26 protein-coding genes are annotated in these 24,813 nt (G+C 65.8%); 12 read left to right on the plus strand and 14 right to left on the minus strand.

Annotated features, from left to right (window positions below):
* The first annotated feature begins 3 nt into the window (after positions 1-3).
* Positions 4-1,098, plus strand: coding sequence for a Gfo/Idh/MocA family protein (locus tag CXR02_RS00395; protein ID WP_104060372.1), 1,095 nt, complete (start codon positions 4-6; stop codon positions 1,096-1,098).
* A complete protein-coding gene (locus CXR02_RS00400; protein ID WP_104060187.1) occupies positions 1,098-1,847 on the plus strand; it encodes a ThuA domain-containing protein in 750 nt (249 codons plus the stop codon). Before CXR02_RS00395 ends, CXR02_RS00400 begins: the two co-directional genes overlap by 1 nt.
* Positions 1,848-1,944: 97 nt before the next feature.
* On the opposite strand, the gene CXR02_RS00405 is transcribed toward CXR02_RS00400, so the two are convergent.
* Together CXR02_RS00405 and serS are read right to left on the minus strand one after the other, a co-directional pair.
* Positions 1,945-2,805 carry an HAD family hydrolase gene (locus CXR02_RS00405; RefSeq protein ID WP_104060188.1) on the minus strand — a complete coding sequence of 287 codons (861 nt, stop codon included), beginning with the start codon at positions 2,803-2,805 and terminating at the stop codon, positions 1,945-1,947.
* A gap of 580 nt (positions 2,806-3,385) precedes the next feature.
* Positions 3,386-4,666: a serine--tRNA ligase gene (gene serS / locus CXR02_RS00410; RefSeq protein ID WP_104060189.1), complete on the minus strand. Its 1,281-nt coding sequence runs from the start codon at positions 4,664-4,666 to the stop codon at positions 3,386-3,388.
* A gap of 90 nt (positions 4,667-4,756) precedes the next feature.
* Here serS and CXR02_RS00415 point away from each other — a divergent pair, with 90 nt between their 5' ends.
* Positions 4,757-5,815 (plus strand): diacylglycerol kinase family protein, encoded by a 1,059-nt coding sequence (locus CXR02_RS00415; protein WP_104060190.1) that lies wholly within the window; start codon positions 4,757-4,759, stop codon positions 5,813-5,815.
* 12 nt (positions 5,816-5,827) lie between these two features.
* Here CXR02_RS00415 and CXR02_RS00420 read toward each other — a convergent pair whose 3' ends face one another.
* From CXR02_RS00420 to CXR02_RS00430, 3 genes are all read right to left on the minus strand, one after another.
* The gene (locus CXR02_RS00420; RefSeq protein WP_104060191.1) at positions 5,828-6,037 is read right to left on the minus strand and encodes a hypothetical protein; all 210 of its coding nucleotides are present in this window, start codon (positions 6,035-6,037) and stop codon (positions 5,828-5,830) included.
* Between the two features lie 124 nt (positions 6,038-6,161).
* Complete coding sequence (gene pheA, locus CXR02_RS00425) at positions 6,162-7,100, minus strand: prephenate dehydratase (protein WP_104060192.1); 939 nt, start codon at positions 7,098-7,100, stop codon at positions 6,162-6,164.
* A gap of 39 nt (positions 7,101-7,139) precedes the next feature.
* On the minus strand, positions 7,140-7,466 hold the full coding sequence (locus CXR02_RS00430) for a rhodanese-like domain-containing protein (RefSeq protein WP_104060193.1): 327 nt from the start codon (positions 7,464-7,466) through the stop codon (positions 7,140-7,142).
* A gap of 110 nt (positions 7,467-7,576) precedes the next feature.
* Between CXR02_RS00430 and CXR02_RS00435 the strand changes: the two genes are divergently transcribed.
* Together CXR02_RS00435 and CXR02_RS00440 are read left to right on the plus strand one after the other, a co-directional pair.
* A complete protein-coding gene (locus CXR02_RS00435; protein WP_104060194.1) occupies positions 7,577-8,320 on the plus strand; it encodes a peptidase E in 744 nt (247 codons plus the stop codon).
* Positions 8,313-9,767 (plus strand): amidase, encoded by a 1,455-nt coding sequence (locus CXR02_RS00440; RefSeq protein ID WP_104060195.1) that lies wholly within the window; start codon positions 8,313-8,315, stop codon positions 9,765-9,767. The genes CXR02_RS00435 and CXR02_RS00440 overlap by 8 nt, the downstream gene beginning before the upstream one ends.
* Before the next feature lie 368 nt (positions 9,768-10,135).
* Here CXR02_RS00440 and CXR02_RS00450 read toward each other — a convergent pair whose 3' ends face one another.
* Positions 10,136-10,729 carry a DUF4190 domain-containing protein gene (locus CXR02_RS00450; protein ID WP_104060373.1) on the minus strand — a complete coding sequence of 198 codons (594 nt, stop codon included), beginning with the start codon at positions 10,727-10,729 and terminating at the stop codon, positions 10,136-10,138.
* Positions 10,730-10,807: 78 nt separating this feature from the next.
* Entirely contained in the window at positions 10,808-11,734 is a 927-nt protein-coding gene (locus CXR02_RS00455; protein WP_104060197.1) for a nuclease-related domain-containing protein, read from the minus strand.
* Positions 11,735-12,021: 287 nt separating this feature from the next.
* Here CXR02_RS00455 and pgm point away from each other — a divergent pair, with 287 nt between their 5' ends.
* Positions 12,022-13,680 (plus strand): phosphoglucomutase (alpha-D-glucose-1,6-bisphosphate-dependent), encoded by a 1,659-nt coding sequence (pgm, locus tag CXR02_RS00460; protein WP_056347655.1) that lies wholly within the window; start codon positions 12,022-12,024, stop codon positions 13,678-13,680.
* A 117-nt stretch (positions 13,681-13,797) separates the two neighbouring features.
* Here pgm and CXR02_RS00465 read toward each other — a convergent pair whose 3' ends face one another.
* Positions 13,798-14,403, minus strand: coding sequence for a malonic semialdehyde reductase (locus tag CXR02_RS00465; RefSeq protein ID WP_104060198.1), 606 nt, complete (start codon positions 14,401-14,403; stop codon positions 13,798-13,800).
* A gap of 233 nt (positions 14,404-14,636) precedes the next feature.
* Here CXR02_RS00465 and CXR02_RS00470 point away from each other — a divergent pair, with 233 nt between their 5' ends.
* Positions 14,637-15,806 (plus strand): serine hydrolase, encoded by a 1,170-nt coding sequence (locus CXR02_RS00470; RefSeq protein WP_104060199.1) that lies wholly within the window; start codon positions 14,637-14,639, stop codon positions 15,804-15,806.
* 76 nt (positions 15,807-15,882) lie between these two features.
* Positions 15,883-17,235 carry a uracil-xanthine permease family protein gene (locus CXR02_RS00475; protein WP_104060200.1) on the plus strand — a complete coding sequence of 451 codons (1,353 nt, stop codon included), beginning with the start codon at positions 15,883-15,885 and terminating at the stop codon, positions 17,233-17,235.
* 42 nt (positions 17,236-17,277) lie between these two features.
* On the opposite strand, the gene CXR02_RS00480 is transcribed toward CXR02_RS00475, so the two are convergent.
* From CXR02_RS00480 to CXR02_RS00490, 3 genes are all read right to left on the minus strand, one after another.
* Positions 17,278-18,138: an SGNH/GDSL hydrolase family protein gene (locus tag CXR02_RS00480; protein WP_104060201.1), complete on the minus strand. Its 861-nt coding sequence runs from the start codon at positions 18,136-18,138 to the stop codon at positions 17,278-17,280.
* On the minus strand, positions 18,135-18,953 hold the full coding sequence (locus CXR02_RS00485; protein ID WP_104060202.1) for a GAF domain-containing protein: 819 nt from the start codon (positions 18,951-18,953) through the stop codon (positions 18,135-18,137). The genes CXR02_RS00480 and CXR02_RS00485 overlap by 4 nt, the downstream gene beginning before the upstream one ends.
* Positions 18,954-19,076: 123 nt before the next feature.
* The gene (locus CXR02_RS00490) at positions 19,077-19,394 is read right to left on the minus strand and encodes a hypothetical protein (RefSeq protein ID WP_104060203.1); all 318 of its coding nucleotides are present in this window, start codon (positions 19,392-19,394) and stop codon (positions 19,077-19,079) included.
* Positions 19,395-19,536: 142 nt separating this feature from the next.
* Here CXR02_RS00490 and CXR02_RS00495 point away from each other — a divergent pair, with 142 nt between their 5' ends.
* The 3 genes from CXR02_RS00495 to CXR02_RS23130 are packed head-to-tail and all read left to right on the plus strand — an operon-like array spanning position 19,537 to position 20,613.
* Positions 19,537-20,031 (plus strand): DUF6328 family protein, encoded by a 495-nt coding sequence (locus CXR02_RS00495; protein WP_104060204.1) that lies wholly within the window; start codon positions 19,537-19,539, stop codon positions 20,029-20,031.
* Between the two features lie 50 nt (positions 20,032-20,081).
* Entirely contained in the window at positions 20,082-20,267 is a 186-nt protein-coding gene (locus CXR02_RS23125) for a DUF6766 family protein (RefSeq protein WP_308470652.1), read from the plus strand.
* On the plus strand, positions 20,251-20,613 hold the full coding sequence (locus CXR02_RS23130; protein ID WP_308470653.1) for a DUF6766 family protein: 363 nt from the start codon (positions 20,251-20,253) through the stop codon (positions 20,611-20,613). The genes CXR02_RS23125 and CXR02_RS23130 overlap by 17 nt, the downstream gene beginning before the upstream one ends.
* On the opposite strand, the gene CXR02_RS00505 is transcribed toward CXR02_RS23130, so the two are convergent.
* From CXR02_RS00505 to CXR02_RS00515, 3 genes are all read right to left on the minus strand, one after another.
* Positions 20,585-21,709 carry a glycerate kinase gene (locus tag CXR02_RS00505; RefSeq protein ID WP_104060374.1) on the minus strand — a complete coding sequence of 375 codons (1,125 nt, stop codon included), beginning with the start codon at positions 21,707-21,709 and terminating at the stop codon, positions 20,585-20,587. The two genes, CXR02_RS23130 and CXR02_RS00505, sit on opposite strands and share 29 nt — an antisense overlap.
* A 72-nt stretch (positions 21,710-21,781) precedes the next feature.
* Complete coding sequence (locus tag CXR02_RS00510; protein ID WP_181037085.1) at positions 21,782-22,606, minus strand: class I SAM-dependent methyltransferase; 825 nt, start codon at positions 22,604-22,606, stop codon at positions 21,782-21,784.
* A gap of 54 nt (positions 22,607-22,660) precedes the next feature.
* Positions 22,661-23,047 (minus strand): STAS/SEC14 domain-containing protein, encoded by a 387-nt coding sequence (locus tag CXR02_RS00515; RefSeq protein ID WP_104060206.1) that lies wholly within the window; start codon positions 23,045-23,047, stop codon positions 22,661-22,663.
* A 134-nt stretch (positions 23,048-23,181) separates the two neighbouring features.
* Between CXR02_RS00515 and CXR02_RS00520 the strand changes: the two genes are divergently transcribed.
* Positions 23,182-24,807 (plus strand): ATP-binding protein, encoded by a 1,626-nt coding sequence (locus CXR02_RS00520; protein ID WP_258060647.1) that lies wholly within the window; start codon positions 23,182-23,184, stop codon positions 24,805-24,807.
* Positions 24,808-24,813 lie beyond the last annotated feature (6 nt).

Here is a 24,813-nt window from a genome sequence, read left to right on the forward strand (position 1 = left end):
GCCCTGGAAGAACCACGAGTACAGGAACTGAGGGTGGGCGTCGTCGGCATTGGCTGGGCGGGACAGCAGCACCTCAAGGCCTACGATTCCCTGGAAGGCGTCCGCATCGTGTCGCTGGCAGGGATGGAACAGGACCTCCGCGACTCACTGCAGGCCGAATACTCCATTCCTAACGCCTTCGCCGGCTGGGAAGAGATGCTGGAGCACGGTGGCCTGGACGCGATCAGCGTGGCAGTGCCGACCTTCCTGCACGCACCCATCGCCATCGCCGCCCTCGAGCGGGGCCTGCACGTTCTGAGCGAGAAGCCGATCGCACGCAACGCCGTCGAAGGCCAGGCCATGGTGGACGCCGCCCGCAAGGCCGGACGCGTCCTGGACATCGCCTTCAACCACCGCCGCCGCGGTGACATCCAGGCTCTCAAGGAAGTGATCGACGGCGGCGGCGTGGGCCGCCCGTACTACGCCAAGGCTTCCTGGCTGCGCCGCTCCGGCATCCCGATGCTGGGGAGCTGGTTCACCAACCCCGAGCTCGCAGGCGGCGGGCCGCTTGCCGACATCGGCGTTCACGCCCTCGACTACGCCCTGCACCTGCTCAGCGAACCGAAAGTCGTGGCCGTGTCCGCCACCACGCATTCAGAGCTGGGTCCGCGGGGCCGGGGCGGCAACGACCGCTACACAGCGATGGCCACCAGCCACGCGTTCGAGGTGGAAGACTTCGCGTCCGCGTTCCTGCGCCTTGAGGGCGGCGGAACGCTGCTGATAGAGGCCGGCTGGGCCAGCTACCGGGAGACGGACGACGTGCTGGACTTCATGGTCTACGGGACCGACGGCGGAGCCGAGCTCAAGGTCCAAGGCACCCCGCTGGCACCTGTCGGTAAGCTGAGGGTCTTCACGGAAAAGGACGGCGAAAACGCCGACTACATGCCGCAGACCCTGCCAGGCAAGGCGCATCAGGCCGTGGTGGACGACTTCGTGGCGGCGGTGCGCGGCGGTGCGGACGGCTGGGGCCGGCACGACGGATCCCAGGCGCTCTACCGGGCCCAAATCATCGACGCCTGCTACCAATCGGCGCAGGAGCAAAGGGAGGTTCGTCTCTAATGAACAACAAGCTGAGAATCCGGGTCTGGAACGAGGGCGTCCACGAGGCCCTCAACGAGCCGTCCCACATCGGGGAGATCTACCCTGACGGCATCCACGGTGCCATCGCGGCCGGGCTGCGCTCCTACTACCCGGACGCCGAGATCACGACGGCGGTCCTGGCCACCGACGATGAGCACGGCCTCGACGAGGACATCCTCGCCGACACCGACGTCCTGCTGTGGTGGGGCCACATGGCCCACGCCGAGGTGAGCGAGGCCGTCGTCGAACGCGTCCACGGGCACGTCCTGGGCGGAATGGGGCTCATTGTGCTCCACTCGGGGCACTTCGCCAAAGTATTCACCCGGCTGCTGGGCACCAGCTGCTCGCTGGCGTGGCGGAACGAGGGCGAACGCGAGCTCGTGTGGACCGTCAAGCCGTCGCATCCCATCGCCGAGGGTGTGGACAGCCCCATCGTCATCCCCGAGCAGGAGATGTACGGCGAGCTGTTCGACATCCCGGACCCCGACGACCTGATCTTCATCAGTTCGTTCGCCGGCGGCGAGGTGTTCCGGTCCGGGGTCACGTTCACCCGCGGCAAGGGCCGGATCTTCTACTTCAGCCCCGGCGACCAGGAATACCCGGTCTACCACCACCCGCAGATCCAGCGGGTTCTCGCAAACGGCGTGCGCTGGGCGGCCCAGCCTGAGCTGCACCGTTCGGTACCGGCCGTGAGCAACCCTTCCCGGGGCTGGTTCGAGGGGGCCTAGCGTTTGGCAAGCGCCCACGGGTTTTTGTCCAGATAATGGGGTTGGCAGCATTATCTGGACAAAAACTCCAAACGAGGCTCCGGCGGCGGAGGCAGCCCTACGGCAGGAGGCTGCGCAGCACGTGGGCGGCGCCGTCGTCGAACACGGAATGCGTGACCTCATCCGCGGCAGCGATCACTTCCTCCGGGGCCTGGCCCATGGCGACGCCCCGCCCGGCCCAGCCCAGCATTTCGATGTCGTTCCGGCCGTCGCCTATAGCCACGGTCCGGTGGGGTTCAGTCCCCAACTGGCCACGGAGCCGTTCCAGCGCGCTGGCCTTCGTCACACCGGCGGCGGCAATGTCCAGCCACGCCGTCCAGCCGACCGAATAGGTGACGCCGGCCAGTCCGATCTCCTGGATGGTTGCGGTGAACTCTTCCGGGGTGTTTTCGGTGCTGAACACCACAAGGCGGACGGCGATGGCTTCGAGCAGAGTCTGGAAGTCGACGCCGATGGCCTCGACGCCGAAACTGGCGTCTTGGAATCGTTCCGTGGACAGGAAATTGCCGTCCTCGTCCTCCAGCGCATACTTCGCAGTGGGCAGCTTCTGCCGCAATGCCCGGAGCGCCGGGGCCGGATCGAAGGTGGCCTTGTGGATGATTTCGTAGCCGTCAGTCAGGTCCGGATCCAGCCGGAGGGTCACGCCGCCGTTGCAGCAGACGGCGTAGCCGCGGTCGATGCCGATCTGCTCGATGATGGGCAGCGTGGCGTTCAGGGAGCGGCCGGTGGCGATGAGGACATCGTGCCCTGCGGCGACAACGGCCTGGGCGGCCTCACGGACAGGCACTGACATGTGGCCGTCGTGGTCCACCAGGGTTCCGTCCACGTCCAGGGCAACCATGAACTTGGTGGTGCTGTTTTCGCTTGCGATCCGCTGGTCATCGATGCCAGCGACTGTGGTTTCAGTCAATGTAGTCATACATCCAGTAGACCAGAGACCCCCTAAAACCGGCTAGGACGCAGGCCACAGCGCGCATGAACACCCGGTTAATACTCACAGGGTTATCCCCGGTGTGAGTATTAACCTTCGGGACGCTGTCCGCCTCCCGGCCGGCCGTAGATTCCCCGCCGGATGGTCAATTCCCCGCCGCGTGACACGGGATTCCCAGGCTTGTTCGCAAATCCGAGCCTGGAACGCACAGATGCGCGAAGTAGCTCCGGTGCCGTGGACGCACGCCCGCGGCCAGGAGTTTGCGCCCCAGCCGGCCAGGGTTATCCACATCGGCCCAGCTCCAGCGAACAAACCCATATCCAAGCGCGCGGATCCGGCCTTCGCGGAGCTTTTCGCTTACACAGCTTCCTCGGCGGTCATATCGCCACGGATATCATGCTCCGCGCGTCGCCGGGCCGCTTGTCAGCAGGCAGCGTGCCCTATGTGGACAAGTCAGGCGATTGAGGAAGCCTCGGAACGAAGATTCCCAGGCCTATTCGCGGACCGGACCTTCAAGGTTCGGATCCGCGAACAAGCCTAGGAATGGTGCCGCGCCGCGGAGCGAAAGCTAGAGAACGGGGAAGACTTCCATGCCGCCGAGGTACTTCTGCAGTGCGACCGGGACGTTGACCGAGCCGTCGGCGTTCTGGTGGTGCTCCAGGATGGCCACGATCCAGCGGGTGGTGGCCAGCGTGCCGTTGAGGGTGGCTACGGCACGGGTGCCCTTGGCAACGCCTTCGTCGTTGACCACACGCTCGCGGATGTTCAGGCGGCGCGCCTGGAACGTAGTGCAGTTCGAGGTGGAGGTCAGCTCACGGTAGGCGCCCTGCGTCGGAACCCAGGCTTCGCAGTCGAACTTGCGGGCCGCGGACATGCCGAGGTCGCCGGCGGCGGTGTCAATGACGCGGTACGGGAGCTCGCACTTGGCCAGCATCTCCTCTTCCCAGGCCAAGAGCCGTTCGTGTTCGGCTGCGGCCTTCTCCACCGTGGTGTAAACGAACATCTCCACCTTGTTGAACTGGTGGACACGGATGATGCCGCGGGTGTCCTTGCCGTGCGAGCCGGCCTCACGGCGGTAGCAGGAGCTCTGCCCTGCGAACCGGATGGGGCCGGCCGCCAGGTCCAGGATCTCGTCCGCGTGGTAGCCGGCCAAGGCAACCTCGGAGGTGCCCACCAGGTAAAGGTCGTCCTCGGCGAGACGGTAGATCTCGGCGTCGTGCTTTACATCAAAGCCTGTGCCCTGCATGGTTTCGGGGCGCACCAAGGTTGGGGTGATCATGGGAACGAAGCCGGCCTCGATGGCCTGGTCCATGGCCATCTGCAGCAACGCCATCTCCAGGCGTGCACCCACTCCGCGCAGGAAGTAGAAGCGTGAGCCCGAAACTTTCGCGCCGCGCTCCATGTCAATGGCGCCGATCAGCTCACCGATTTCCAAGTGGTCCTTCGGCTCAAAATCGGGGAACTCGCGGGGCGTTCCAACGGTTTTGACCACCACGTAGTCGTCCTCGCCGCCCTCGGGGACGCCGGCCTCAATAAGGTTCGGGATACTGCGCAGCAGTTCGTCCTGCTTGGCCTGGGCAGCGTCTGCTTCGGCCGATGCGGCCTTAACAGTGTTGGCCAGTTCCTTGACCTCGGCGAGCAGGGCTTTCTTCTCATCGCCCTTGGCCTGCGCCACCTTCTTGCCGAAGACGTTCTGCTCGGCGCGGAGGTTTTCAAACCGGATCAGGGCAGCACGCCTGGCGGAGTCTGCGGCCATGATCGCGTCCACCACTGATTCGTCTGCGCCGCGGGCGCGCTGGCTGGCACGGAACTTGTCCGGGTTTTCGCTGAGGTCTTTTACGTCGATCACCAGACAAGAGTATCGAATCCGGCGGGACCAATACTGCCCGGCCGGACTGGGGGAATCGCGGCGCCCCGGCCGGGATACTGTTGAAGCACCATGAACGACTGGCTTCTCTACGTCCTAAGCGCGGCGGCGCTGGCTTTCGCCGTCTCCAGCTGGTGGGGCGTCCGGAAGCTCAAGGCCCTGCACATCCGCAGCGCGGTCCATGAAGAAGCGCACGAAACGGGACTCACTCAGCAACGCGTGGTGGTCATCCTCAACCCCGTCAAGGCACGTGCCCCCGAAGCGAAGGAAGCCATCCGGCGCGCCTGCCTGACAGCGGGGTGGGACGAACCCCTCTTCCTGGAGACGACCGCCGAGGACCCGGGGTATTCCCAGGCCCGGTCGGCGCTGGACTACAAGGCCGACGTCGTTCTGGTGGGCGGTGGCGACGGCACCGTGCGGGTGGTGGCTGAGTCCCTCGCGCACACGGATGTGGCCATGGGCCTGATTCCGCTGGGGACGGGCAACCTCCTGGCGCGAAACGTGGATCTGGATGTCAACGACCTTCACGCAAACGTGCATACAGCGCTTTTCGGCCGCCAGCGCTACATCGATACCGCGCGGATGGGCATCGAGAATTCCCGCACGGGACACTCTTCCGAGCACGTGTTCCTGGTGATCGCCGGGATCGGCATGGACGCCGAAATACTCGCTGATACCAATGCCGGTCTAAAGAAAGCCGTGGGTTGGCTCGCTTATACCGAAGCCGGAATGCGTCACCTGCCGGGGCGGCGAAGGAAGGTCTCAGTCGCGCTGGATGACAAGCCTGAGCAGGTCCGGAACATCCGCAGCGTCCTCTTTGCCAACTGTGGGCTGGTCCCGGGCGGGATCGATTTCATCCCGGAAGCCATGATCGATGACGGCATGCTGGACGTGGTGGTTATGAGCCCCCGCAGCGCCATCGGCTGGCTGGCCATGTACGCGAAAATCCTGTTCAAACACAAGGGCAACCTGCCCATCATGACGATGTACCGGGCCGGCCGAATCGTCATCAAGTGCCCGGAGCCCATGCCCACGCAAATCGACGGCGACACATCCGGGCTGGCCACCAAGCTCACCGTCCGGGTGGAACCGCGCTCGCTCCTGATAAGGGTCAAGGGCCAACCGGCCTGAGCCGGCCCGGCCTCAGGCAGTTGCCTTCTTGGCAGTTTTAGCCTCTGCAGCAGCCTTCGCGGCACGTGCCTCGGACTGCTCACGGATCATAGCCTGCTCCTCTTCGAAGCGCAGGCGGTCGGCGCGGTCAGCGTCGTCCCCGTCCCAGTCCTGGTTGTCGGCTGTGGGCTTCGGATTAACGATCATGCCCTGACCGTCGTTGTCTGTGCTGCTGGTGCTCATGACCTGTTCCCTTCATTAGGGGCCATCCCCCAAGTGGATCAAGCAAGCATACGCACAGTAACTATCCCGCGGAAGTACCTTGGCCTACGCTGTGGGCGAAGCCGTAGCCGGCGTCAGGCGGCGTTCATTCCCCCTGCAGAATCTGCCCCACCCATTCATGCGCCGCCTGGAATGCCTCGTCGGAGGTGTGTTGCGCGACGCTGGAGCTTTGGGCGTCAGCCCGTCCATACGAGCCCAGGAAGCGGGTGGCCGGGCTGATGCGGTGAAGACCGGCCAAAGCATCTGCCACACGGGCGTCCGCGATGTGCCCGTCAGCGTCGATGCTGAAGAAGTAGTGTCCCAGGTACTGACCCGTAGGCCGGGATTCGATCCGGCTGAGGTTCACGCCCCTCGTGGCGAACTGGTCCAGGATTTCCATCAGCGCACCCGGGCGGTCTTCCGGAAGCGGGACTACCACCGTGGTCTTATCCGCACCGGTCCGTTCGGGCAGTGCGCCCGGCCTGCTCACCAGGATGAACCGCGTCACTGCTCCCGGATTGTCGCCGATGTTGTCCGCCAGGACTGTCAGCCCTGGCTGCTCCTGGGCCACAATGGGCGCACAGATCGCGGCGTCGTAGTGGGCGTCGCCGTCCAGGAGGCCCATGGCTGCCGCCGCTGTGGAGGAGCCGGCAACATATTCTGCACCTGGAATATTCTCATCCACCCAGAGACGGCACTGTGCCCAGGCATGGCCGTGCGTGGAAATCCGTCGAATATCCGCCAGCTCCACACCGGGTCGGGCCACCAGGACAAAGCTGATGGGGACCAGGACTTCGCGGATGATTCGCAGTTCCTGCCCACTGGCGATGGCGTCCAGGGTGGCCGTGACCCCGCCTTCTACCGAGTTCTCGATAGGGACCATCGCTGCGTCCGCAGCGCCATCGCGGACCATGTCCAGTGCAGCGTTGACGTTGGAGGCCGGGATGCGGGTGGCATCGGCGGCATCCGGAACCTGCATCAGCGCCGCCTCGGTGAACGTCCCCTCAGGCCCGAGGAAGGTGTACGTAGCACGTGTCGCAGGCATAGATTCCTCTGTGGTGACGGGACGCAGGTTCGGGCTGAACTACAGAATGAGCGGCTTGAGGCCGTTGTCGGACACGAGTGGCTTGCCGGACTCGAGCCACTGGTCCATTCCGCCGGCCACGTTGATGGCTGTATAGCCCTGTCCGGTGAGCCATTGCGCGGCGCGGAAGGACCGTCCGCCAGTGCGGCAGATGACATAGACGTCCTGGTCCGGGTCCAGTTCGTCAAGCCGCGCCGGAAGCTGGTCCAGGGGAATGTGCACAGCGTCCTCGGCGTGTCCGGCTACCCATTCGTAGTCTTCGCGGACATCCAGGATCACGGCGTCGGCTGGGACGCCGTTGACGGGCACGGTATCAAAATCGCTCATAAGAGTCCTCTTTCGGAGAATCACGGGTCTCCTTCCAGCCTAGCGCCAGCCGATCGCGCCGATCCCGAAACCAGGGACAAGTTACGCTGTTGAAGACCGTAGGAGGATCCTTGCCCGCTGAGCAGCCCACCATTTTGGCCACGTCTGGAGGCTACAGGCAGGGTGTTCGAACACGCCTGGAGTTTGACCGCCTGCTGCACTACGCCGTGGAGCTTTCCGGAGCCAGCGGACGGCCGCCGCGGGTCACCCACGTGGGTACGGCCGCCGGAGATCAACGAGGGTTCAATGCGGAAATGGATGAGGCCGCGCGGCTGGCGGGCTTCGACTTCAGCCACCTCAACCTCTTCACCATGCCAAACCACGCAGACCCGGAGGCGCATCTGCTGGAACAGGACGTGGTGTGGGTGAACGGCGGCTCCGTGGTGAACCTGCTTGCCGTCTGGCGTGCCCACGGGCTGGACGGCATCCTCCACCGCGCGTGGCAGCACGGAGTTGTGCTGGCGGGGGTTTCGGCCGGATCAATCTGCTGGTTCCAGGGCGGCACCACTGATTCGTTTGGGCCGGAGCTGCGTGCAGTGACCAATGGCTTGGCCTTCCTCCCGTACGCCAATGGCGTCCATTACGACTCAGAGGAAAGGCGGCGACCGCTGGTGCACCGGCTCGTGGCTGACGGAATGCTGGGGGAAACGCACTGCACGGACGACGGCGTGGGGCTGGTCTACCACGGCACGGAACTTGTGGAAGCGGTTGCCGAGGTACGGGGCAAGGGCGCTTACATCGTCACCGCGGAAGCCGGTGGAGCGGATGGAACCACGGCTTCCGAGAGGCGCCTGGAGCCTCGCTTCCTTGGCTGACATCCATGAACTGCCGGCTGTTCGGCTCCGGGATGCGCTCCGCGCGGGAGAGCTCTCAGCGCGGGAAGCCACAGCCCATTTCCTGGCCCGGATCGCAGAGCAGAACCCGTTGCTGGGCGCCTTTGTCACGGTCACGGCGGATCAGGCGATGACCGACGCAGCCGCCGCCGATGCCCGGTTCATCCAGTTCCGAAAAGACTCCGGGAACGACTCCGCGCGGGACTCCGGAGGCAGCGCGGGCGCCCTGCCACTTCTGCACGGCATGCCGGCGGCATTCAAGGACCTGACCGACGTCGCCGGCGTGGTGACCACCCATGGAAGCGCTGCACTTGACCACAAACCGGCGCCCGCCGATGGCGCCCTCGCCGCAGTCCTCAAGGCCGCTGGCGTGGTCTCACTGGGCAAGACGCAGGTTCCGGAGTTTGGGCTGACGGCCTACAGCGAAAACCGCATCGCACCGCCGTCGCGCAATCCCCATGCCCCGAGCCGGAGTTCCGGCGGCTCCTCGGGAGGCAGCGCTGCCGCGGTGGCCGCTGGCCTGCTTCCGTTCGCGCCAGGGACCGACGGCGGGGGTTCGGTCCGCATCCCGGCCGCCGCCTGCGGCCTCGTGGGACTCAAACCCGGCCGCGGCGTGGTGCCGTCGGGCGAGAGCTCAGGCGACCCCGCCCGCCTGGTTGTAGCGGGGCCCCTGGCCCGCAGCGCAGCCGACTCGGCCCTGCTGATGGATGCTCTGGCACCGTCCCGTGACAGCAGTTATCTCGACGCCGTGGCACACGAGCCGCGCCCGCTGCGCATCGGCCTGACCCTGGACAGCCCCTGGTTCGCCACATTTCCGTTCACGCCCGAACCCGAAGCCTTGGCCGCCCTGCAGGCTGGCACCGAAATGCTGGAGCATGCCGGGCACGCCGTCAGCGAAGCCGCCATCCGCTACGACAACCGCTACCCGGACGCCTTCACCACCGCATGGACCGCCGGCGTCGGAACCGCCCGGATTAGTCCGCACCGCGAAGCACTTCTGGCCCCGCTGACCCGCACCTTCAGACGCCGGGCCCAGCAGCGCAGCGCCGCAAAACTCAATGAATCGGTGGCGTTCCTGCGGCAATTCGAACGTGACACGATCACGCAGTACGGCGGCTGGGACCTGATGCTGATGCCGGCCCTGGCGCAGACGCCGCGCCCCGTGGGCTGGTTTACCGGCGCCACGCACGGCGACGAACCGTGGCCGGCAGCAGAATGGCCCGGGGACGCCGACGGCGACTACCGCCGGCAGTGCGAATTCGCCCCGTGGTCCTCTATGGTGAATGTCTGCGGCCTGCCTGCCATCACCATTCCCGTGCACTGGACCGGCGGGCAACCTGCGCATGGCCTGCCGATGGGGATCCAGCTTGTAGGGCGGGCGGGATCGGAACTGCTCCTGCTCCAGGTGGCGGCCCAGCTCGGCTTCTGATGCCAGTTTGATCGGCTCCGGGGTGTCGACTCCGGGGCCGATCCGGAGGACGATTAAAGGGCAGTCACTATGAGGAGGTCTGTGATGTGCTATTCATCGATGGAGGATTTCGGGTGGCGTAACAAGAGAGAAGCCGACCGGAAACCCGAAGCGCGCCAGGAAACACCGCCGGACCGTCCGGAGCCGCATTACACGGCCCAGGACTTCACCTTCTGGGCCTTCCCGCGTCGCCGGAGGACCCACGAAGCCCAGGAACCGGCCGCTGAGCGCAGGCGCGAGAGGGTCTGATTTTGCGAGTCAGGCCCACCTGAAGAAAGGCCCCCTGACGGGGGCCTTTCCCCTGCCTGGCATCCTGCTTTAGCCCGGGATCAGTACCCGTAGCTGGAAGCGTATGTCAGCCCGATAATCAGGAGCAGCCAGAACGCTCCGTAACCCAGCAGGCAAAGGTAGCCCAGGACCAGCCCGGTGATGGACATGCCCTTGCCAGAGGGTTCACGGCGGAGGGCCAGATGGCCGGTGATGATTGCAGCGATCTGCGGAATCATGAACCAGCCAAGGATGACCGAGGAAATGCCGAGCACCATGCTGGCGATACTCAGGCCCTTGGGCTCCTGGGCTGGCATACCGTAGTACGCGGGTTGTCCGTACGCCGGTTGGCCGTAAGGGCTGGAACCCTGGCCGTAGGGGCTTGCAGGCTGGGCATATGTGGCGCTGTACGGATCGCCAGGCTGGTTGTACTGGTCTGGCTGGTTGTAGTGGCCTGGCTGGGCGTACTGGTTCTGGCTGTACTGGTCCTGGCCAAACTGATTCTGGCCGTACGGGTTCTGGTCATACGGCGGCGGCGCCGGAATGCTTGGGCCATGGGGCGGCACAAACTGCGGCGGCTCGTAGCCTGCCGGCGAATCGCCGGGTCCCGCACCGGACCCTTGCGAATCAGGGCGCGGAGTTGGCTGGTCAGTCATGATTTTCCCCATTCGAAGTCTTCGCTTCCCAGCCTACCGCCGCCTGCATTACAGGCCTACAGCCGCCCTCATCCAGTCCTACCGTCCCCAATACGGCAGTACGTAGACAGCAAAAACCACAAAGGCAGCCAGGAACATCAGCCGGGTCATTCCACTGGCCGCGTCCTGCTGCGCCTTCGACTTCCTGGCGCGTCCCGAGCCGCCGCTGCCCGTCCCACTGCGCGCCCCACGGCGGGTGCGATAGGCGGGCTGCCGGGGCCCGCTCTGGCCCCCTGTCTGCCCGGACCGCGGCGGCCCAGCCACCGGCGGCCCTCCGCCCGCCGGCTCTACAGTCGGTGACTTCACGGTCGGTGGCTTAACGGTCGGTGACTTCACGGTCAGAGGCTTCACGGTCAGCGAGTTCACCGCAGGACTTTCCGCCGCAGATTCCTGCGTGAGCTGCTCGCCGAGGTGCGCATACAGGCCCACCACGGTCCGCTGGTCCAGCACCCGGGGCAGCGCAAGGACGGCAGCAACAACGCGGTCTGCTCCTGCCACGGCGACGTCTGAATTGGTGATGCCGAAGAGGTCCGGCTGCCCGGTGAGGCAGATCAACGGGCGGACGAACCGCCGGTGGGGCGGCGCCAGCACGGACGCGACGGCGGCGCACTGCGCCAATGCCCCGTCAACCGACTGCGTCCTGGCAAACCGGCCCTGCCACAGGACCCCGGCGGCGACGCTGACCTCGCCGGTCCAGTTCTTGGCATCGACCACCACCACCCCGCCGGGACCCACCAGCACATGGTCAAGGATGGCTTTGGGCCGCCCGGGCCAGCGGACGTCGTTCAGCAGGTACCAGCCGTGCGGAATGAGCAGACTCAAACTGTCCGCCACGAGCCGTTCGCCCATAGCACCGGCGTCCCACGGCTTCGTGGCTCGTTCGGCGTGATCGAGTTGGCGTTTCAGCCGCTGCACCCGTTCTGCAGCAAGCCTCGACTGCTCGGCCGCGCCTTCTCCTGCCCCCATGACCTACCCCCTGGCTCCCGCATGCCAACTCACTGCAGTGTGCGACTTACTGCAGTGCCAGACACTTACTGCAGAGCCCGACGGCGGCTCTCCCCGCCGTCGGGCATTCTTTCCTCAGTTTTCCGAACGTAGCAGCGCCGCGGGGAGCCGGTATATAGGTACTTTTGGGGCCAGTACTTGCTTTAACTACTTGCTGCCAAGCGTCTGGCGGGGACTTTTCCGCGTCATAGGGGCCGGATTATGGACCCGGCGTTTTGACTCCCGCCCGCGTCTGGCATGCTGGTGCCATGGCTAGCCGCGCGGGCACAGTTGCCCAACCCCAGGACCTTGTTGACATCACTGCGCTCCTCGACGCGTATTACGACATCACGCCGGATCTGGGTGATCCCGGCCAGCGTGTGGCGTTCGGCACTTCCGGGCACCGTGGCTCGAGCCTCAAGGCGTCGTTCAACGAAAAACATATCGTCGCGATCACGCAGGCAATCGTGGAATACCGCGCCGGGCAGGGCATCACCGGCCCGCTTTTCCTGGCGAAGGACACCCACGCCCTCAGCGAGCCGGCGCAGAACTCCGCCCTGGAGGTTCTCGCAGCCAACGGCGTACACGTGCTGATCGACGCGCGGCACGGCTACACCCCCACACCGGCACTGAGCCACGCCATCCTCAAATACAACAACAACCGCCAGCCCGGCACTCCGGAAGCGGACGGCATTGTGGTCACGCCCAGCCACAACCCGCCCGGAGACGGCGGCTTCAAGTACAACCCTCCGCACGGCGGCCCGGCCGATTCCGACGCCACGGGCTGGATCGCCAACCGCGCCAACGAACTCCTCGAAAACGACCTGCGGGGCGTGAAGCGCGTCCCCGTCTCCGACGCCCTCGCCGCGGATAGCACCGGCAAGTTCGACTTCCTCAGCAGCTACGTTGACGACCTCCCGTCCGTGTTGAACCTGGACGCCATCCGCGAGGCCGGTGTCCGCATCGGCGCCGACCCCATGGGCGGGGCTGCAGTGGATTACTGGGGCGAGATCGGCGAGCGCCACCACCTGGACCTGACCGTGGTGAACCCCACCGTGGATCCCCAGTGGGCGTTCATGACCCTGGACTGGGACGAGAAGATCCGGATGGACTGCTCCTCGCCGTTCGCCATGGCTTCCCTGATCAACAGGATGTCCGACGGCGGCAGTTCAGCCGCGTTCGACGTCGCCACCGGCAACGACGCCGACGCCGATCGGCACGGGATCGTGACCCCCGACGGTGGCCTGATGAACCCGAACCACTACCTCGCCGTCGCCATCGATTACCTCTACCGCAACCGCAGCGGCTGGAACCCCAACTCGGTGGTGGGCAAGACCCTGGTTTCGTCCTCGATCATCGACCGGGTGGCGGAAAGCCTGGGCCGCAAACTGGTTGAGGTCCCCGTGGGCTTCAAGTGGTTTGTGCCGGGGCTGCTGTCCGGCGAAGGCGCGTTCGGCGGCGAGGAATCTGCCGGCGCTTCCTTTAACAAGCTGGACGGCAGCGTCTGGACCACCGACAAGGACGGCATCCTGCTGGCGCTGCTGGCCTCCGAGATCACCGCCGTTACGGGCAAGTCACCGTCCCAGCTGTACAAGGGCCTGACCGACCAGTTCGGCGCCCCCGTCTACGCGCGTATTGATGCAGCAGCAACGCGGGAGCAGAAGGCGGCACTCGGCAAGCTCTCGCCGTCGGACGTCACTGCAACGGAACTCGCCGGCGAAACCATCACCGCCAAGCTGACCGAGGCGCCCGGCAACGGCGCGTCGATCGGCGGGCTCAAGGTGGTCACGGAGAACGCCTGGTTCGCCGCGCGCCCGTCCGGAACCGAGGACGTCTACAAGATCTACGCCGAGTCCTTCAAGGGCGAAGAGCACCTCAAACAGGTCCAGGCGGAAGCCAAGGCGCTGGTGGACGGCGTCATCGCCTAGCCTGCCAGGTAACACGAACGCTCTCTCACTAAGTGCGCTTAAATGACCGACGCTCTCTCACTTTCCTGAGGAAAGTGAGAGAGCGTCGGTGTTAAAACCGCATTATGTGAGAGAGCGTTAGACGGTGCGGACAACATCCTCGTAGCTGAACTTGGGCTTCGCTGCGCCCCAGGCGTCTGCGCCGGCCTGGCCGATGTTGACCACCAGGAAGCTCTTCTGGTCGCCGGCCGGGAAGAACGCGGCGTCGATGGCGCCGAAGTCGGCTCCGGTCATCGGGCCCGCGGCGAGGCCGAGGGACCGGACGGCCAGGATGAAGTAGCCGGCCTGCAGATGCGCGTTGTTGTTGCCGGTGGACGCAGCCAGGTCCGGGGCGGCGTCGTACATGGCCTTCGGAGCGTTGTATTCGGGGAGGAAGTTGTCCCACTGCTCGGCCCAGGCGGTGTCGTAGCTGAGGATGGCAACCAGCGGCGCGGAGGCGGTCTTGGCCTTGTTGCCGTTGGCCAGGGTGTCCACCAGCGTGGCGCGGGCCTTGTCCGAGCGGACGTAAGTCACGCGGAGGGGCTGGGAGTTGAAAGCCGTGGGGCCGAACTTGGTGAGCTCGTAGATGGCGCGGGCCTGGTCCTCGGTCACCTCACCGGTGAAGGAGTTGGCCGTGCGGGCCTCGGCAAAAATGGCGTCGACGGCGGCCGAATCGATAACCGCTTCTTCGTGGGCAATAGTCATGGCGTACCTTTCGCTGGGCCGCTCATCGCAAATGATGGGCCGGCGGTCTGCTTTCCTTAGTTGTAACTTCAAGCAGGCCGGACCTCTTCCCAATACGGCTGGTGACGTTCACCACAGCGGAGGCGGGATTTCTGCTTGACCCCTCCAGAAAGCCTGAGGAACATGGGCGGTAAAGGCGCAGCCTGCCTGATCGTGCTCCCTGCGCCGCCCGACCCCAGCAGGGACGTGAAGACATGTCGGAGCCTCGGAATCGCCCATCACGGATCCGGTTCTCCGCCGTTCTGGCCGCCATCGTGGCAGTCGTGCTGACGGGCTGCACAGCGGCACCGCCGGCGCCTGTGCAGGTCACCCGAGCGTCCGTGACATACCGGACCATCCTGGCGGAATTCAGCAAGAGGATGCTGGACCTCGGAGCCCCGGCAGTCCTGATCGAGGCGCGGATCGACGGCGAGACATTTTCGTCGGCTCGCGGGGTCCGCAGCCTCGAAACGTCGACGCCGGCCGAGGTCACCGACCCGGTCCACGTCGCCAGTGTCACCAAGTCCATGGTCGCCGTTTCGGTCCTCAAGCTCGTCGAGGAAGGCATCATCCAGCTCCAGGACCCGGTGGGACGACACCTCCCCGAATTCGACACCCTGATGAAGCCGCCAGGCCCTGTCACGGTGGAGCATCTCCTGCGCCACACCAGCGGAATGCCCAACTATCACGACCCGCAGCTGACGTCGCGCACGCTGCAGCATTCGCTGACGCAGCCCATCACGGCTGAAGAAATTCTTGCCCTGACAGCGAGCGTGCCCTGGGTGCTGACGCCCGGCGACCGCATGCTTTACGCCAACGCGAACTACGTTGCCCTTGGCCTCATCGTGCAGCGCCTGCGCGGCCAGCCCATCGCCCAGATCTTCCGGTCAGACATTATCGACCCCCTCAGGCTGACCGGCACGCATATGACCGGCCCCGGTCCGGAACCCGCAAACATGGTCCATGGCTACATCACTGTCGACGGCGTTCGGCTGGACACTGCGTACCTGGCCGGGCTCATCGGCAACACCGCGGCCGGCCTCGTCTCGACTGTCGGCGACGTGAACACGTTCTACGCTGGGCTCATGGACGGGCGGCTCCTGAAGCCCGACACCGTCAAGGAGATGCTGCTGGCGCCCGAGGGCTACGGGCTGGGCCTCGACCGGTGGGGCGACGCCTGCGAAGGCGGCTTCTACTACGGCCACGCGGGCGACACGGCAGGATACGGAACGATGGCCCTGACAACCCCGGACGCCAGGCGCCAGTTGACCATTAATCTCGCGTATCCACCTGGACCGCTAAACCTCACCCCGTACGCGCCCAGCAATGAGCTGGCCTGGGAAGTATTGAGGATCGCGCGGAAGGCACTCGACAGCGCTTGCTGAACCCGGACCGGGCCGCGCGGTATTGTTGCACCGGAAGATCCCAGCCCCAGCGGCACCCCCTTGAAAGGCCCCGACCATGAGCATGCTCGGAATGAAATGGAAGCTCCACGGTACCGGCAAATCGATTAAGCCCGGCCATGTGGTTGCTCCGGATGAGCGGCTGGCCTGGCCCCTGACCATCGGCGTGGGCATGCAGCACGTCGTGGCCATGTTCGGAGCCACCTTCCTGGTGCCCATCATCACCGGCATGCCGCCGGCCACCACCCTCTTCTTCTCCGGCATCGGCACGCTGCTGTTCCTGGTGATCACCAAGGGCCGCGTTCCCAGCTACCTCGGTTCCAGTTTCGCGTTCATCGCGCCCATCATGGCGTCCCAGCAGCAGTTCGGCGTGCCCGGCGCGCTGGGCGGAGTGGTGCTCGCCGGCGTCGCACTCGCCCTGATCGGCGCGATCGTGCAGAAGTTCGGCGCGGGCTGGATCAACCGGCTGATGCCGCCCATCGTCACCGGCGCCATCGTGGCACTGATCGGCCTGAACCTTGCCCCCGCGGCGAAAACGAACTTCGACGCCGCCCCCGTCACCGCCGTGATCACGCTGGCCACCATCATCCTGGTCAGCGTTCTTTTCCGCGGAATTGTCGGCCGGCTCAGCATCCTGGTGGGCGTGGTGGTGGGGTACCTCGTGGCCATGCTGCGCGGCGAAGTGAGCTACGAAAAAATGGAGGCCGCCGCCTGGGTCGGCCTGCCGCACTTCCAGACCCCCGAATTCCACGTGGGCGTGCTTGGCCTCTTTGTCCCCGTGGTGCTGGTCCTCGTTGCGGAGAACATCGGGCACGTAAAGTCCGTGGCGGCCATGACCGGCCAAAACCTCGACGGCGTCTCCGGCCGCGCGCTGATGGCCGACGGTGCCGCCACGGTCCTCGCTGGCATCGGCGGCGGCTCTGGCACCACCACGTACGCGGAGAACATCGGCGTTATGGCGGCCACCAAGGTGTATTCGACGGCGGCGTACTGGGTTGCCGGCGTCTTCGCCATTGCGCTGAGCTTCTCGCCGAAATTCGGCGAACTGATTGCCACGGTCCCGCAGGGCGTGCTGGGCGGAGCGGCCACCATGCTGTACGGCATGATCGGCATCCTGGGCGTCAAGATCTGGGTGCAGAACAAGGTGAACTTCTCCAACCCCGTGAACCTGACCACCGCCGCCGTCGCCCTGATCATCGGCATTGCCGACTACACGTGGACCATCGGGGAGCTGACGTTCACGGGCATCGCCCTGGGCTCCGCCGCCGCCCTGGTGATTTACCACGGCATGAAAGCCATCGCGAAGGCACGCGGCTCGGTGGCCGAACCGGAAACGGATCAGGCGGGCCTGCCTCCCGCCGTCAAGGCAGCCGTCAACGCAGCAGCGAAACGCGCGCACAAGAAGCGCTGACCCGTCCGCACCCGCGTCCGGCTGTTGGGTCAGGCTGTTGCGTCAGGCCGCGTGACCGCCGATGAATGGTCCGGGCGGGGTTCCGACGCCGAAGACCGGCCGCGGCTCGGGACGCTTGGCGGTCAGTTCCCCTGCTGCGGGGTGCTTCAGTTGCCGGATCACCCACGGAACCAGGTATTCCCGTGCCCAGATGAGGTCCTCGGTCCTGGCTTCCTTCCAGCTGCGGGGCAGCGGCGGCTTGGGCGCCAGGGGCTCCAGCGTGTGCGGGACACCCAGTGCCTTCAGCACGGCCGCGGCGATGGTGTGGTGCCCCAGTGGTGAGAAGTGCAGCCGGTCCGGATCCCACATGCCCGGGTTCGACAGTTCGCGCAGGAACCACAGGTCAACCATGACCGCGTCATGGCGGGCCGCCACCGCGTGGAGGTTCTCATTGAAGATGGCCACTTTGCCGCGGATCTGGCTGAAGACCGGCGTCGCACCCCAGTCCGGCCCGGCAAAGAGAACCACTGTGGCGCCGGACCTAGCCAGTTGTGCCACACCGTCGTCGATTTTTTCTGCGAGCCGGTCAGGATCGCTGCGCCGGAAAACAATGTCGTTACCGCCGGCGGAGAGCGTGATCAGGTCAGGTTTCAGGGCGACCGCCGCGGCAAGCTGGTGGTCGAGGATCTGCTGTACCAGCAAGCCCCGGACGGCAAGGTTGGCGTAGGCGAAATCAGGCTGGTTTCCACTGAGCTCCTCGGCCACGCGGTCCGCCCAGCCGCGAAAACCACCCTCGCTGCGCGGCTCGGGATCCCCGATCCCCTCGGTAAAGGAATCGCCCAGTGCCACGAGGCGGTGCCACGGGTGGGGCGCCGGTTCCACAGCGGTGTTCTTGGCTGCAATGTCCTGTTTCCAGACGTTCATGCCGTGCTCCCTGTTTTGTAGGGTCCCTCGCTGAGGGAGGGGGTTTCAAGTCCAGCGAGTCCCCGGAAAGGGGCGTTTTCCTGGCCACGTCCGGCCGGGTCCAGGCGCGAGGCAGCCACAATACTCAAGGCGGTCTCACGAAGCCCCTGGCGGGTGTGCCGCGCGACGGTCCGGAGGTACTGCAGGGCCGCCTCATGGCCGAGTCCGTAATCGGATTTGAGGGCGCTCACTGCCAGGTCCATAAGCACCATGGAGCTTTGGGCTACCGCCAGTTGCGCGCCGGCTTCGGCCCGCTCCGCCACCCGTACCACCATCCACAGCGACCGGGCAACCTGCCGCGCATACCGGCGCGTCCTGATGATGTCCTCGCTGGTGAAGGCGTGGGGAGTGGACGCGTAGAGGCTTAGTGCGGCGCTCCAGCCGGCGGCGGCCGCAATCGGCATTGACAGCAGCGATCTGACGCCGTGGTCCGCGGCAGCACTGGCATAGCCCGGCCATCGCCGGTCGCGGGCGACGTCGGCCAGGTGCACAAAATCCCCCGTGCGCACGGCCTCAAGCACGGGTCCGTCTGCAAACGAGCACTGTTCTTCGTCTGCGGCGCGGGCCGCGGGGGTGCCGGCGGCGGCGGTTCGGGCCGATCCGCGGCGGAAGAAGGTGGCAGCCCAGCTGATCCCGCGGGAATCGCCTTCGATGTCGCGCATGAACTCGCGGGTAACCGCAGCAAGGAAGTCTTCAACATCCGTGCTGTCGAACACCACATCCTGGGGGTCGGGAAGCGATTCCCAGCCCGGCTCCCCCGGTGTCTCCGCGGCCATGTTCCACGCCTAGGTTCGAAACGCGTGGCCCACTGCAAAACCTGCTTCTAGGATACGTCCGGTGAAGGCCCCCTGGGCGCGGTCCACCCACATAAAAACCGCAGTCCGGGCACAGAACAGTGCTTACCCGGCGCCGAAACTTTCGTCGCCGTCGTCGTTCGGTGATTTGTTCTTGGCGCGGTCGGTTCCGCTGCCGTCCGGCAGGCCGGCAGCATCCTGTCCGGATTCCGACGAGAAGGGTCCAGAACCCTGCGAATCGGCGTTGGCGTCGTTGATCTCCGCCTCGGCGGAAGGCACGACGGCATCGCGCGGGACGGGCGGTTCGCCCGGCTCGACCACGGGAGCATTCGTCTCCGCGCCGCCCAGCTCCTGTTCCGCCGTCGGCGTGCCGTAGCCGCCCACTTCCTCGTCCGGTTCCGTGCCCTGGTTGTCCTGGCTCATGGTTCCTCCTTGTTGTGGATGTGAATCTGACGTGCCCTCATCATTTGAATCGGCAAATAATAAGTAAACTTATCAAACGTTGCCCTTGGCGCAACTTCAGCCTAGTTTTGGAGCACACGCTAGCCCTGGAGCAAGGAGAAACATGTCGGATGCGGAGGACTTCACCGCCAGCACCGGCCGGAATGAAACCCGCGAGGAGCAGCTTGACCGGAACTGGTCTGAGTTGCTGCAGGAACTCCGGATGCTTCAGACCGGCGTCCAGATCCTGGCCGGTTTTCTCCTGACGCTGCCGTTCCAGCAGCGGTTCGAGGACCTGGACAATTTCCAGGTGGGCCTCTACCTCGTCAACGTCGTTATCGCGACCCTGACCACCGCCTTTATCCTGCTGCCCGTCAGCGTCCACCGCCGGCTCTTCCGCCAAAGGCTCAAGGAAACCCTGGTCTCCAGCGCAGACACCATTACCAAAATTGCCTTGGCCGGCGTGGGGATGCTCAGTGTCGGGACAGCCGCTCTGGTCTTTGATGTGACGGCCGGCCGCACCGCCGGCCTGACCGCCGGCGGAATCCTGCTAGCGGTCCTCCTGGTGCTGCTGATCTACGTCCCGCTACGGCTCAATAGACGCGCAGCCGAACAATAGCCAGGCCAACAAACCAGCAAGCTGCGGGGGATTCATTCGAAGGAGTGCACATGCGCACGTGGGCCAAGGAACACGGGCTTCTGCTCGCCAACGCCGGACTTTTCCTGGCGTTTTTTGCTGGCATGATCCTCTCCGGAGCTGCCGCGTACAGCGACGACCAGGCGGCCCACGGGCAGCCGGGAGTCACGGTTCTGGACTACCTGTCTACGGGACATTTTTTTGGAGGCCACGTTTGAAAACTGGGAATCCGAGTTCCTGCAGATGGCCATGTATGTGATCCTGACCGTGTTCCTTTTCCAGAAGGGGTCCTCCGAATCCAAGCCCGTGGGCAAGGCTGCGCCGCAGGACCAGGATCCGCGCGATGCCACCATCAGCAAGGCCGCGCCGTGGCCGGTGAAGCGCGGACTGGTGCTGAAGCTGCATGAACACTCCCTGTCCTTGCTCCGACCGGGGCCTGGGCGGCGCGTGCCTAGGCACCCGCCGCCCAAGCAGTTAGCCCAGCGCCGCCCGGGGGCGCTTGCCGTCGGGGCCGCTTATTGCCGGGGGGCTGGCTTCAGGCGCCTTCCAGAACCTGGCTGGTAGCCCAGGCCAGGTGTTTTGCCGCGTTGGCGACGGCGTCTTCCGGGCTGGCCGCGACATCCAGCAGCTGCGCGGCGGCTACCACGCCGTGCGCCGCGAGGTCCTCGGGCGTCACCATGATCCGCCCCGCCACCACGATCACCGGGATCCCGCGTTCCCGGGCTGCGTCGGCGAGCGCGATGGGGGCCTTGCCGGTCAGCGACTGCGAGTCCATGGAACCCTCGCCGGTGATCACCAGGTCGGCGTTGTCCAGTTGGCGCGCGAGGCCGGTGAGCCCGGCGACGAGCGCGAACCCGCCTTCCAGCCGGGCGTTGGTGAAGGCAAGGAACGACGCCGGGAAGCCGCCCGCCGCCCCGGCTCCCGGGATGTTGACGTCCCGGCCAGTGGCCTCCCGGAGTACAGACGCCCAGTTGCGGAGACCGGCGTCGAGCTGTTCCATTGCCTCGTCGTCGGCGCCCTTCTGGGCCCCGAAGACGTAGGCCGCGCCTGTGGCGCCATAGAGGGGGTTCTGGACGTCCACGGCGATCCTGAACGAGGCGGCGGACAGCCGCGGGTCCAGTCCGGTGGTGTCGAGGGCTGCAACGTCGGCGAGTGATCCGCCGCCCAGCGGAACAACGTGGCCGGCGGCGTCCAGGGGCTTGAGGCCCAGCGCACGCAGGGCACCGCTGCCGCCGTCGGTCATGGCCGATCCGCCCAGGCCCAGCACAATCTCGGTGGCTCCGGCGTCGAGGGCCGCGGCGATCAGCTGCCCGCAGCCGTAGCTGTGGGCCCGCAGGGCGTTGGCGGGGGTGGGCTCCATCTCGGCCAGGCCGGAGGCCTGCGCCGTCTCGATGACGGCGGTAGCACCGCCGTCGGCGTTCTTCCGGATGGCCCAGGCGGCGCCCACGGGGGCGAGGATGGGACCCACGACGGCGTTGAGCCGCTCCTCGTAGCCGGCCGAAACGGCAGCCTCCAGGGTTCCTTCACCGCCGTCGGCGATTGGAAACTGGTTGGCGATCGCGTCCGGGTAGACGCGCAGCGCACCTTCGGCGATGGCGGCGGCGGCCTCCGCAGCGGTGAGCGAGCCCTTGAACTTGTCCGGAGCGATGAGAATGCGCATGCGGTCCATCATGCCAGCCAACTTCGGGAAAGCGCTTGCCAAATCCGGCATGCGGACATCATAGGACGCCCCCTACCTGCCGGCGTCGGGATCCTTGGCCTTGAGCACCGCAAAGTAACCCGGTATGCGGCTGTTCCCCCCGGCGTCCATCAGCGGGTTGGTCTCGATGGTCGCGGCCCCGTCCTCCACCAGCGTCCACCGGTCCCTGGGCATCACACGGGCGAGCTCCTGCGGTCCGAAGTGGCCCGGCATGGGCAGTGTCCGGATCGCGAGCTCCAGCGGGGCCGGGATGCTCCGCAGCGACGCACCCAGATGCACGACGTATTCCACCGGGTTGCCATGGAAGTTAGTCTCCGCCAGGAAGACTGCGCCGCGGGCGCCCACGAGCTGCCTCAGATTTTCCATCAGCGCGGCCTGATCGGCCTCGGTCAGGACATGCAGCACGCCACGGACAAAGACGTTGGCATCCGTGGATCCCACCAGCCCGGAAGCCGCCCCCAGCTCGGTCATGTCACGCACCAGGTAGCTGACACCCTCAACGCCGGCCGATTCGTCCCGGGCACGGGCCACCGCGTGCGCAGACACGTCAACGCCCAGCACCTGCGGTGAAAAAGCAGTCAGCGCGCGGCTGAAGGCGCCGTGCCCGCACCCCACATCCACCACGGGAAGGCTGGGATCGAAGTGCCGCTGCAGGATGTCCCGGTAGCCCCGCAGCTCCTGGTCCGTGCCGGAGTCCCACAGCACGTCACTGTGGGCGCCTGTCCGGGCGATTCCGGCCCAATACCTGTCCCAGGCCACGGTCCTGTTTTTGGGAGCCGACCAGGAAAGCCTGATCAGTTTGGGCAGGATCAAGTACTTCCGCAAGGCGGCGAGCACCGGTTTCGCTGGGGATGGCATTGTACAAATATAGGACGCCGAACATTTCGCAGCGGTTTGGCCGGGCGGGTCCGTTCAGGCGGTGGCCGAGGGCTCCTTCAGCAGCCAGGCCATGGCGTCGTCGCGGGACGTAAAGAACCGGGTGGGGCAGGGCAGTTTGCTGATGCCCAGGATGAAGTTGGCCAGTACTTTGTCCACGGGCGACGCCCCCAGCAGCGCAATGCGGGAGGCCTGGCAGGGGCGGCCAAAAACCGTACGGGCTCCCCGGCTGACCTGGGCCGTGGTGGCCATATCCACCAGCATGGGGAGCCGGCGGGCCCCGCACAGGTCATTGACCTTCTGCATGGCCGCCTCGGCGTCGGGTTCCGTGATGGACACACCCCGCGGCCACTTCAGCTGGATAACACCCCGTTCATCCAGCGTCAGGTCCGCCTCGTCCGCTTCTGCAGGCTGACTCGTCACGATTACCCTCCGCGCATTCTTATAGGAACAGGTGTGCTCCGTCACCCTACAATGTACTCAGTCAGGAGCAAACGTGTGCTCACTCAGGAGCGAAGGGGGACAGCTTGCCAGCGGTCACACCACATTTCGCAACCGTGCCATACCTGGCTGTCGTTGCGGACCCCGACGCCGGGCGCCGGGAATTCACCAGGGCGGCACTGGAAGCGGCGGGCTTCACGGTCAAAACTGCCGGCGACGCGGCCAGCCTGTCGGCGCTTCTGGACCAGCGCGAGCCCTCCGTCCTGATCCTGGACAGTTCACTCTCCGACGTCGACGCGACCGCCCCTGTGCTGGTCCTCGTGGATCTTGACAGTCCGGCAGAGGTCAAGTCAGTGGAGCATGCCGGCGTACGGGACTCCATCGCCAAGCCGCCTGCTGCCAAGGAACTCGTCCACCGCGCCACAGCCCTGATCAACCTGGTCTCCCGCCGGAACGAAGCGCGGCAGGAAGCGGAGACGCTCCGCGAAAGGCTGCGGCAGGTATCCGCGGCGGTCCGCGGAACCAACCATCCGCAACAGATCGCCGACTTTGTGGTCAGGGGGTTCGGCGAGACGTTCGGCGCGGACCGCGTCTGGCTGACCACATTCGACGACGACAGGGTGCCACCCATCACCGCCCAGTGGCAGCGGCCCGGCCTGGCTCCGCTGCCCGAAGGATTGTTCACGGACGAAGACCCGGTGCGCAGGACGGCTGACGCACTGTGGTCGCGGGCTGAGGCCCTGACGGCTGACGGAGCATTCGCACCGCTGGGCACCGGCGACGTCCAACTGCCGGCCGAACTCGCGAAGCTGCGCGCCGCGGCATCCGTGGCCGTCCCAATGGGGGACGGCAGCTCGTCCCTGGGAATTATTTGGATCGCCCTGCTTAACTCGCCCAGGGAATGGTCGCGGGCCGAGCTGGCACTGATCCAGCACGTGGCAGGCAATACCGCCCACGGCCTGATCCAAAGCCACCTGATCACCAGCCAGCAGCAGGTGGTCAAGCAACTCCAGCAGCTGGACAAAGCCAAAACCGACTTCCTGGCCACGGTCAACCATGAGCTCCGCACGCCGCTGACATCGATCATGGCGTACCTGGACATGATCCAGGAGAATACGTCCGATCCCGTGTCCAGCGAGGTCCACCAGATGCTGGACATCGTGGTCAGGAACACGGAACGGCTGCGGTTGCTGATCGAAGACATGCTGAGCGTTTCCCGCAACGGGCATGAACAAAGCCCGCTGCACCTGACCCCTGTCCGGCTGGCTCGGACTCTGGAGATCGTCACCGCCGCGCTCAGGCCGCTCGCGACAGTGCAGAACGTCGCCATTGTGATGGCCCACGCCTCGGAGGATCAGGAAATCCTTGCCGATGAGGTTCAGCTGCAGCAGGTTTTCACGAATCTGGTCTCCAACGCCATCAAGTTCACCCCCAGCGGCGGACAGATCGACGTCGTCAGCCTGACGCGGGCAGATGCAGACGGCACCCGCTGGGCGACGGTCAGCGTCTCGGACAGCGGGATAGGGATCTCCAGCGACGAGATAGCCCACATCTTCACCCGCTTCTACCGCGCCTCGAACGCGATGTCCGGGGCGGTTCCGGGCACCGGGCTTGGGCTCGCCATCACGCAGGACATCGTCCAACGCCACGGCGGCCGCATTGACGTAACCTCGGAGCTGGGCGTTGGCACCACTGTCACCGTGAACCTCCGCCTTGGAGCCCACGCGTCCCACGGAACCTGAACCCGG

The organism is Arthrobacter sp. 4R501 (assembly GCF_002929755.1).
Lineage (GTDB): Bacteria > Actinomycetota > Actinomycetes > Actinomycetales > Micrococcaceae > Arthrobacter.

Coding starts and splice junctions, on each gene's coding strand:
- CXR02_RS00450 (WP_104060373.1), bottom strand. CDS start 10,729: ATGACTGACCAGCCAACTCCGCGCCCTGATTCGCAAGGGTCCGGTGCG.
- CXR02_RS00510 (WP_181037085.1), bottom strand. CDS start 22,606: ATGCCATCCCCAGCGAAACCGGTGCTCGCCGCCTTGCGGAAGTACTTG.
- CXR02_RS00485 (WP_104060202.1), bottom strand. CDS start 18,953: ATGGCCGCGGAGACACCGGGGGAGCCGGGCTGGGAATCGCTTCCCGAC.
- CXR02_RS00400 (WP_104060187.1), top strand. CDS start 1,098: ATGAACAACAAGCTGAGAATCCGGGTCTGGAACGAGGGCGTCCACGAG.
- CXR02_RS00505 (WP_104060374.1), bottom strand. CDS start 21,709: ATGCGCATTCTCATCGCTCCGGACAAGTTCAAGGGCTCGCTCACCGCT.
- CXR02_RS00405 (WP_104060188.1), bottom strand. CDS start 2,805: ATGACTACATTGACTGAAACCACAGTCGCTGGCATCGATGACCAGCGG.
- CXR02_RS00475 (WP_104060200.1), top strand. CDS start 15,883: ATGAGCATGCTCGGAATGAAATGGAAGCTCCACGGTACCGGCAAATCG.
- CXR02_RS00420 (WP_104060191.1), bottom strand. CDS start 6,037: ATGAGCACCAGCAGCACAGACAACGACGGTCAGGGCATGATCGTTAAT.
- CXR02_RS00465 (WP_104060198.1), bottom strand. CDS start 14,403: ATGACTATTGCCCACGAAGAAGCGGTTATCGATTCGGCCGCCGTCGAC.
- pgm (WP_056347655.1), top strand. CDS start 12,022: ATGGCTAGCCGCGCGGGCACAGTTGCCCAACCCCAGGACCTTGTTGAC.
- CXR02_RS00415 (WP_104060190.1), top strand. CDS start 4,757: ATGAACGACTGGCTTCTCTACGTCCTAAGCGCGGCGGCGCTGGCTTTC.
- CXR02_RS00430 (WP_104060193.1), bottom strand. CDS start 7,466: ATGAGCGATTTTGATACCGTGCCCGTCAACGGCGTCCCAGCCGACGCC.
- CXR02_RS00470 (WP_104060199.1), top strand. CDS start 14,637: ATGTCGGAGCCTCGGAATCGCCCATCACGGATCCGGTTCTCCGCCGTT.
- CXR02_RS00455 (WP_104060197.1), bottom strand. CDS start 11,734: ATGGGGGCAGGAGAAGGCGCGGCCGAGCAGTCGAGGCTTGCTGCAGAA.
- CXR02_RS00495 (WP_104060204.1), top strand. CDS start 19,537: ATGTCGGATGCGGAGGACTTCACCGCCAGCACCGGCCGGAATGAAACC.
- pheA (WP_104060192.1), bottom strand. CDS start 7,100: ATGCCTGCGACACGTGCTACGTACACCTTCCTCGGGCCTGAGGGGACG.
- CXR02_RS23125 (WP_308470652.1), top strand. CDS start 20,082: ATGCGCACGTGGGCCAAGGAACACGGGCTTCTGCTCGCCAACGCCGGA.
- CXR02_RS00480 (WP_104060201.1), bottom strand. CDS start 18,138: ATGAACGTCTGGAAACAGGACATTGCAGCCAAGAACACCGCTGTGGAA.
- CXR02_RS00490 (WP_104060203.1), bottom strand. CDS start 19,394: ATGAGCCAGGACAACCAGGGCACGGAACCGGACGAGGAAGTGGGCGGC.